Origin of the sequence: Janthinobacterium sp. CG_23.3 (genome assembly GCF_046115965.1) — a bacterium.
Taxonomy (GTDB): Bacteria; Pseudomonadota; Gammaproteobacteria; order Burkholderiales; family Burkholderiaceae_D; genus Janthinobacterium.
Genome location: NZ_JBJXIB010000212.1, coordinates 1 through 5,126, shown reverse-complemented (window position 1 = coordinate 5,126; position 5,126 = coordinate 1). Strand labels below are relative to the sequence as shown.

Genomic DNA, 5,126 nt, shown 5'->3' with positions numbered 1-5,126 from the left:
GCCGCCAACGCGGCCGTCTCCGCCCCGGCCAGTATCGCCAGGCGTCGCCCGGCGCGCGGCCGCAGCGGCGCGTCGGCCGCTTCCCATGCCTTGCTGAGCAGCAGCGCCTGGCGCGCCGTGGCGGCCACGGGTACGGCGGCCACGCCGGCAAGCGCGACGGCCGGCGCCGCCGGCACCCAGTAGCGCTCTTTCGCGAATGGATAGGTCGGCAGGCTGATGCGGCGCGGCGCGGCGTCCGCCCCGTCGGCATGCAACAGCGACCAGTCCACCGCCAGTCCCCTCACCCACAGATCGAGCAGGCTGCCATGCTTACCTTTGGCCAGCCAGGCCTGGATCGCGCCGTTGACCGCGTGCGCCATATCCTCGTCGCTGCCGAACACCTCCAGCGCGTCGCTGCCGCGCTTGACCTGGCCGCGATACCGTTCACCGCCGTCCTCGTCGTCCGCCAACCACGCCTGCAGGCTGTGCCGCAGTTGTTCGACCGACAGCGCAATGAGCGCCAGGCGCTCTTCCATCGCCTCCCGTCCCACCTGCAGGGTGTAGGCGATGTCGGCCAGGTCGGCGTCGGTCAAGCCCTGCTGGTCCAGCGCCTCGACCAGTTGCAGCGCCTGCGCCCGCAAGCCGTCTGCGTTTTTGGCCGACAGCACAATCAAGGCCGGGCGCTCGCGCGTCACCGCGATGGCGGCGCGCGGCGGCGCCACATATTCGGCAACCAGCACACAGGCGTTCGAGCCGCCGGCGCCGAACGACGAGACGGCCGCGATGCGCACTCCCTCGGCCGCCACGCCGTCGCGCAGGCATTCGGGGCGCTTCCACTCGGCCAGCTCCTGCTGCACCACGAACGGGCTGGCGGCGAAGTCGATATGCGGATTGAGCACGGCCGAATGCAGCGACGGCGCCAACTGGCCATGGCGCATCTGTAGTAGCACCTTGGTCAGGCCGGCGATGCCGGCGGCGCTCTCGCAATGGCCGATATTCGACTTGGCCGAGCCAATGGCGCAAAATTGCCGGTCCTGCGTATGCGCGCGGAAGGCGCGGCTCAAGCCGGCGATCTCGATCGGGTCGCCCAGCGAGGTGCCGGTGCCGTGCGCCTCGATGTAGCTGATGTCGCGCGCGTCGATGCCCGCCTCGCGCAGCGCGCGCGTCAGCAGCTTGCTCTGCGCGCCCGGGTTGGGCACCGTGTAACCGTTGGCCTTGCCGCCGTGATTGAGCGTGACGGCCTTGATGACGCCATAGATGTGGTCGCCGTCGGCGATCGCCTTCGACAGTGGTTTGAGCAGCACCGCGCCCACGCCCTCGGACGGCACGTAGCCGTCGCCGCCCTCGCCGAAGCTTTCGCACTGGCCTTTGCTCGAGACGAACTTGCCCTGTCCCAGCATCAGGTATTTATTCGGGTGCAGCGACAAATTCACGCCGCCGGCCAGGGCCAGTTGGCACCCTCCCGTCTGCAGGCTCTGGCACGCCAGTTGCAGCGCCGTCAACGACGACGAGCACATGGTGTTGACGACCATGCTGGGACCGTTGAAATTGCAGAAGTACGAGACCCGGTTGGCCACCGAGGCCAGATTGCCGCCGACGGTGAGGTTGCGTCCGTGGGCCTGCTCCTGCGCGCCATATAAATGGTATTCCTCGTACATCACGCCGACGAAGACACCGACGTTGCCGTCCGCCTGCCTGGCCAGCGCGTCGCGCGTGTAGCCGGCGTCTTCCAGGGTCGCATAGGCGCACTGCAGGAACAGGCGTTCCTGCGGATCGGTGGCCGCGGCGTGGCGCGGCGGAATATTGAAAAACATCGGGTCGAATTCGTCGACGCCGTCGATAAAGCCGCCCCATTTGCTGTAGGTCTTGTCTTCCCGGTTGCGGTCGGGGTCGAAATACAGGCCGTGATCCCAGCGCTGCGGCGGAATCTCGCTGATGCAGTCCTTGCCGTTTTTCAGGTTGTCCCAAAACTGCTGCACGTTGGCGGCGCGAGGATAACGCCCGGCCAGGCCGATAATGGCGATGTCTTCCTGCTGTGCGGCGACGCGGGCTGCGGCGGGTACGGCGGGTACGGCGGGCGGCGCCGCCACGACATTCGGCAAGGCCGGCCCCGCGGCGGCGGCGGCGGAAAGCACGTCGGCCGGCTGCGCCTCCGGCAGGGCGTGCGGCGCCTCGGCGGCCAGCAGACTGTCGGCATGGTGCGCCGCCAGATAGGCGGCCAGTTCGGCGACGTTCGGGTATTCGAACAGCAGGGTCGGCGCCAGGCTGAGCTTGCCCATAGCGTTGAGGCCACCGACCACCTCGAGCAGATCGGCCGACGCCAGTCCCATTTCGTAGTATCCGGCGCTGAGCGGAATCGCCTGCGCCGGCAGCGCCAGCCTTGCCGCGATCAGGCGCCGCAGCAGTGCTTCGATCGCGCTGGCCGCGCGGTCGGCGCCGCCGGCCGCCCGCACCGGCGCCGGCGCTGGCATTGCGGCTTGCTCGCGCCGCGGGTCGATCAGACCGGGGTTGCGTATCAGCTTGTTGGCGCAATTGCGCAACTCGGCCACCTTGCGTCCCGACGCGTCGAAAAACTCCAGGGTTGCATAAAATAGCTCGCCGCTCTGGCGTATCGATGTGTTCAGGACGCGCGTGACGCAGCGCCCATCGAGCAGGGCGCTGGCGCGGAACGATTCGTAAAACAAGGGCACGTGCAGGTCCGGCGACGGCGGCTGCATACCAGCGACGCCGATGGCGCTGCCGTCGATCAGGACCGGATGAAACATGGAGCCGGCCGCCTGCTCCAGGGCCTGCGCGCCCAGCGCCGCTTCGACCAATATCGCTTGCGGTAATTCATGCACGCTGCCGACGGCCCGCATGAACGGCGTATGCCGCAAATCGCGGCTGCGGCAGAGCGCATAAGCGTCGTCCAGATCCAGCGTGCGCGCCGCTTCGCTCCTGGCCGCCTGAAGATCGAGGCTGTCCTCGAACGAGGCCGCGGCGACGCGGTGCATTTCCGCCTTTGCATAGCGCGTGGCCGCGCCCCCGGCGCCGCTGCCGCCGATCGCGATATCCCAGCAGCCGGGCGCCGACTCGGCGCAATCGATGGTCAGCCGGACGACGCTGTCCGGTTCGACCAGCAAGGGCGCGTAAATGGTCATATTGCGCAATTCCAGCTGCTGGTAATCGTGACCATGCTTGCGAAACAGCTGATACAGCATATCGATATAGGCCAGTCCCGGCAGCAAATGCTGGCCATGTACCAGATGACCTTGAATCACAGGATGTTTACTACCTATGGAGAACGTCGTTTTCACATCTGACCTCTTTATCTTGTGTACCGTTGCGCCTGGATAGACGTAGAGAACGCCCTCAGTCGATCACAAACCCCAAAAACTCTCCGCGTCGGCGGCCCCGGCATGCTCCGCCTCGACCTCCGTCATGTCCTCGCCTTGCCACAGGCCGGCGTCGCCGCCGCCATCGGTATGGCGCACATCGATGTAGTTCAGCGCCGGCGGCGCCAGCGGGCGCCGGCCCGGCGCGCCCTCTTCGGCCGCGGCGGCCGCCGGCCAAGCCTCCAGGATCGCGTGCACATTGGTGCCGCCGTCGGCAAAGCTGTTGATGGCCGCGCTGCGCACGCCGGCGCCGCGCCAGGCGCTGGCGCCGCGGTTGAAATGGAACGGCGACGCCTGCATGTCGTAATGGCGCATCGGCTGCTGGCCCGACAGGAACGGCACGTCCAGCCCGTGATGCAGCATCAGCACCACCTTGATGAAGCTGGCGATGCCTTCCGCGCACAGCGGATGGCCGATGTTCGGCTTGATCGAACCGAGGCTGCACGGCGCGCCGTCCCCGGCGCGGTAGATCGCCTCGATCGCCTTCAGCTCCAGCAGGTCCGTCACTTCCGAGCCCGAACCGTTGACCTCGACATGGTCGATCTGCCCCGCGCGCTTGCCGCTGCGCTCCAGCGCCGCCTGCATCACCGCCTTTTGCGCCTGGAAACTCGGCGCCACCGGCCCCGCCGTGCGGCCGTCGTTGTTCACCGCCACCGCCTTGATGGTGGCGTAGATGCGGTCGCCGTCGCGCTGCGCCTGGTCGACGGTTTTCAGCAGCACCATGCCGACGCCCTCGCCCAGCACGGCGCCGCTGGCGCGGGCGTCGAAGATATGGAATTCGCGGCTCAGGATGTCGCGCTGTTCGAACACCTGGAACGGGCCGTCGGTATTCAGCAGGCTCACGCCGCCCACCACGGCGGACGTGATGTCGCCCGCGCGCAGCGCCTGGATGGCGATATGCATGCCGACGAGGGCCGACGAACAGGCGCTGTCGAGTACCAGGCTGGGGCCTTGCAGGTCGAAGAACTGCGAGACATTCGCCGCCAGGTAGTTCTGCCCGATCGTCATGACCGGATTGTTCGCCTTGCTGAAGGCGTCGTCATCGGCCCGGTGCTGGCTGCGCGCGCCCACATACACGCCAACGGGGCTGCCTTTGAGCTCGTCCAGGCGGTAACCCGCATGGCAAAACAGATTGAGCGTTTCCTCCAGCAGCAGCAGCGCTTGCGGATCCATGGCGCGCGCGTCCGCTTGCGACGTCAGGAAGAACGCCGGATCGAAATGGCTGATGCTGTCGAGCAGCCCGGCGTGGTGGCCGCTTTCATAGCCCCAGCGGCGCGCCGGCACGGGACCGATCGCCGAACGGCCCTCGGCCAGCAGCGACCAGAATTGCGCCAGATTGGCGGCGCCGGGAAAACGGCACGACAGCCCGACCACCGCGATATCCTGCACCGCCGGCGGCGCCGGCACGGCGCGCGGCGCCAAGGGCGGCAACGCCGGCGCCGGAGCCGGCGCCGGCGCCAGCGGCAGCGCCGCCGCGGCGGGCGCGCCCTGCAAGGCGGCCGCCAGCGGCGCGGGATAAGCGCCGCACAGCCATTTGGCAAAGCCCGCAATGGTCGGATACTCGAACAGGATGGATGGGTCGAGCTCGCCGCCCGTGCGCTGCGCCACTTGGCGTATCAGTTGCAGCAACAGCACCGAGTCCGCCCCGTATTCGAGGAAGGTGTTGCCGGCGTCGATGTGGACGGCGTCCATCTTCAGCGTCTCGGCCAGCAGGGCGATCAGCCACGCCTGTACCTGTGCCAATAGCGGCGACGCCGACCCGGACGGGTTGGC

At 68.0% G+C, this 5,126-nt stretch carries 2 protein-coding genes; both read right to left on the bottom strand.

All coding sequences use genetic code 11. The features are described from left to right. Positions 1–3,239 (bottom strand): beta-ketoacyl synthase N-terminal-like domain-containing protein (locus ACFDR9_RS26890; RefSeq protein ID WP_409032959.1); only part of this gene is annotated, 3,239 nt, incomplete at its 3' end. A gap of 99 nt (positions 3,240–3,338) precedes the next feature. Next, positions 3,339–5,126 (bottom strand): beta-ketoacyl synthase N-terminal-like domain-containing protein (locus ACFDR9_RS26885; protein ID WP_409032958.1); only part of this gene is annotated, 1,788 nt, incomplete at its 5' end.